Here is a 3,037-nt window from a genome sequence, read left to right as displayed (position 1 = left end):
AGGGCCCCGCACGTCGACGTGCGGTCCGGCACCGACCCCGGGTCGCCGTCGCTGGAGGGCCCGGTGGACGTCTCGCCGGACGACCCGGCCTACGTGATCTTCACCTCCGGCTCGACCGGGCAGCCCAAGGGCGTGGAGCTGACGCACGCGGCGGCCCACAACACCGTGGCCGCGCTGAACCGGCGCTACCGGGTGGGCCCCGCCGACCGCACCCTGTGCCTGTCGGCGCTCGACTTCGACCTCTCCGTCTACGACGTCTTCGGTCCCCTCACCTCCGGCGGCGCGCTGGTGCTGGTCAGCGACGAGGAGCGGCGCTCCCCCGAGATGTGGCTGCGCAGGGCCGCCGAGCACCGGGCCACCGTCCTCAACTGCGTGCCCGCGCTGCTCGACATGGCTCTCACCACCTTCCAGTCGCGGGCGGAGCCGGGCGGCTGGCCGTTCCGGTTGCAGCTGCTCGGCGGCGACTGGGCCGGGCTCGATCTGCCCGGCAGGGTGCACGCGCTCCGCCGGGACAGCGTGTTCGTGGTCCTGGGCGGCACCACCGAGACCGCGATCCACTCGACCGTCCAGGAGGTCACGGACGTGGACCCGTCCTGGGCCTCGATCCCCTACAACGTGCCGCTGCCCAACCAGCGCTGCCGCATCGTCGACGAGCAGGGCGGCGACCGCCCCGACTGGGTGACCGGAGAGCTGTGGATCGGCGGGGCCGGGGTGGCCCGGGGGTACGTGGGCGCACCGGAGTTGACCGCCGAGAAGTTCGTGGAGGTCGGTGGCGAACGCTGGTACCGGACCGGCGACCGGGCCCGCTACCGGCCCGGGGCCGTGATCGAGTTCCTCGGTCGCGCCGACCTCCAGGTCAAGCTGAACGGCTACCGGATCGAACTCGGCGAGGTCGAGCGCGCCCTGAGCCTCCATCCCGGGGTGCGCGACGCCGTCGTGACGCCGGCCGCCGGACCCGACGGCGCGCTGTACGCCCTGGTCACTCCGGGCTCGGCCGACCCCGACGAGGTGCTGGCCACCGCCGCCCGGCAGGTGCCCGCCTACATGGTGCCCGCCGGCGCCGTGGCCGTCGACGAGCTGCCGCTGAGCCGCAACGGCAAGGTCGACCGGGCCGAGGTGGGGCGGCTGCTGGCCGGAACGCTGAGCGAGCGGAAGTCCGGCGGCGCGTCCGCGGCCCCGCGCGGTGCGGCGGAGGAGACGGTCGCCGTGCTGTGGACGGAGTTGCTCGGTGGCGGGCCGATCGGCAGGGACACCAACTTCTTCCACATCGGCGGCGACAGCCTGCAGGCCACCCGACTGCTCGCCGCCCTGCGCCGGGAGGGGTACGAGGCCAGGCTCGGCGACCTGTTCACCCGTCCCACGGTGAGCGGCTTCGCCGGGACGCTGACGCCCGTCGAGGCGCAGGCGCCCGGCACGGTCCCGGCCGACCCGGCACACCGGCACGAGCCCTTCCCGCTCACCGACGTGCAGCGCGCCTACTGGCTCGGCCGCGACCCCGACTTCGCCCTCGGCGGCGTCGCGTCCTACTGGTACTGGGAGTTCGAGAGCGACCGGGTCGACCTGGACCGGCTGGAGGCCGCCTGGAACCGGCTGGTGCGGCGGCACGAGATGATGCGCGCCGTGCTGGACGGCGAGGGGGGCCAGCGCATCCTGCCCGAGGTGCCGCCCTACCGTTTCGCGGTCACCCGCACCACCGCGGCCGACCACGAGAAGGCGGTCGCCGCGCTGGGGGACATGGCGCAGCAGGTGCTCGACGTGACCTCCTGGCCGCTGTTCGACGTGCGCGCCGTGCAACGGGAGGACGGCCGCACGGTGTTCGGTGTGGGCTTCGACTACGTGGTGCTCGACGCGCTGTCGATCATGACCATCTTCACCGAGCTGAACGCGCTGTACGCCGACCCCGACCTGGAACTCCCGGCGCTCGACCTGTCCTTCCGCGACTACCTGCTCGCCCAGCGGACCGATCCCGAGGCCAGGGCCCGGGACGAGGAGTACTGGCTGGCGTCGATCGAGGAGCTGCCTGCGGCACCGGCGCTGCCCATGGCCGTCGACCCGGAGCGCATCGACCGGCCGCGCTTCGTGCGGGACGAGTTCCACCTCGACCGGGAGACCTGGACGAAGCTCCGCCGCCGCACGGCCGACGAGGGGCTGACCGCGTCGACGGTCGTGGCGGCCGCCTTCGCCGAGGTGCTGGCGGCGTGGAGCGCCGAGACCTCGCTGACGCTCAACCTGACGGTCTTCGACCGGCAGGACGTCCACCCCCAGGTGAACCAGGTGGTCGGCGACTTCACCTCGCTGCTGCTGCTCGGTCACCACAGCCGGCCCGAGGGCTCCTGGGCCGACACCGTGCGCCGGTTGCAGGGGCAGGTCTGGGAGGGCATCGAGCACCGCAACGTCTCCACGACCTGGGTGTTGCAGCAGCTCGCCCGGCGCACCGGGGGCGGCCAGACGCTGATGCCGGTGGTGTTCACCTCCACGCTCGGGGTGAGCGCGGACTTCAAGGACCTCGAGTTCGGTTTCGGCCGGCTGCGCCGCGGCCTCTCCCAGAGCCCGCAGGTCGCCCTGGACTGCCAGGTGGTGGAACGCGACGGCGGACTCGCCGTCAACTGGGACCACGTCGAGGGCCTCTACAGCCCCCAGGTCGTCCCGGCGGCCCTGGAGGCGATGCGCCGCCTCCTGGTCGCGCTCGCCGACAGCGACTGGTCGCGCCCGGCCCCGCCGATCACACTCCCCGAGGCGCAGGCGAAGGTCCGCGCCGAGGTGAACGACACCGCTGTGGCCCGCCCCGCCCGAACCCTGCACCAGCCGGTCCTGGACGTCGCCCGCCGCCATCCCGACGCCGTCGCGGTGCGCTCGGTGTCCGGCGAGGTCCTGACCTACGCCGAGCTGGCCGGGCGTGCCCTCGCCGTCGCCGGGCACCTGGTCTCGCTCGGGGCGCGGCCGGGCGAGACCGTCGTCGTCTCGCTGCCGAAGGGGCCCGAACAGGTGGTCGCGGTGCTCGGCGTGCTGGCCGCGGGCTGCGCGTACGTTCCGGTCG

The 3,037-nt window shown here is 73.9% G+C and carries 1 protein-coding gene; it reads left to right on the top strand.

Annotated elements, in window-relative coordinates:
• A partial coding sequence (locus ACYVE9_RS20940; RefSeq protein ID WP_461029430.1) for an AMP-binding protein occupies positions 1-3,037 on the top strand: 3,037 nt, incomplete at both ends.

Source organism: Streptomyces sparsus (assembly GCF_054776295.1).
This window is presented reverse-complemented; position numbering and strand designations above follow the sequence as displayed.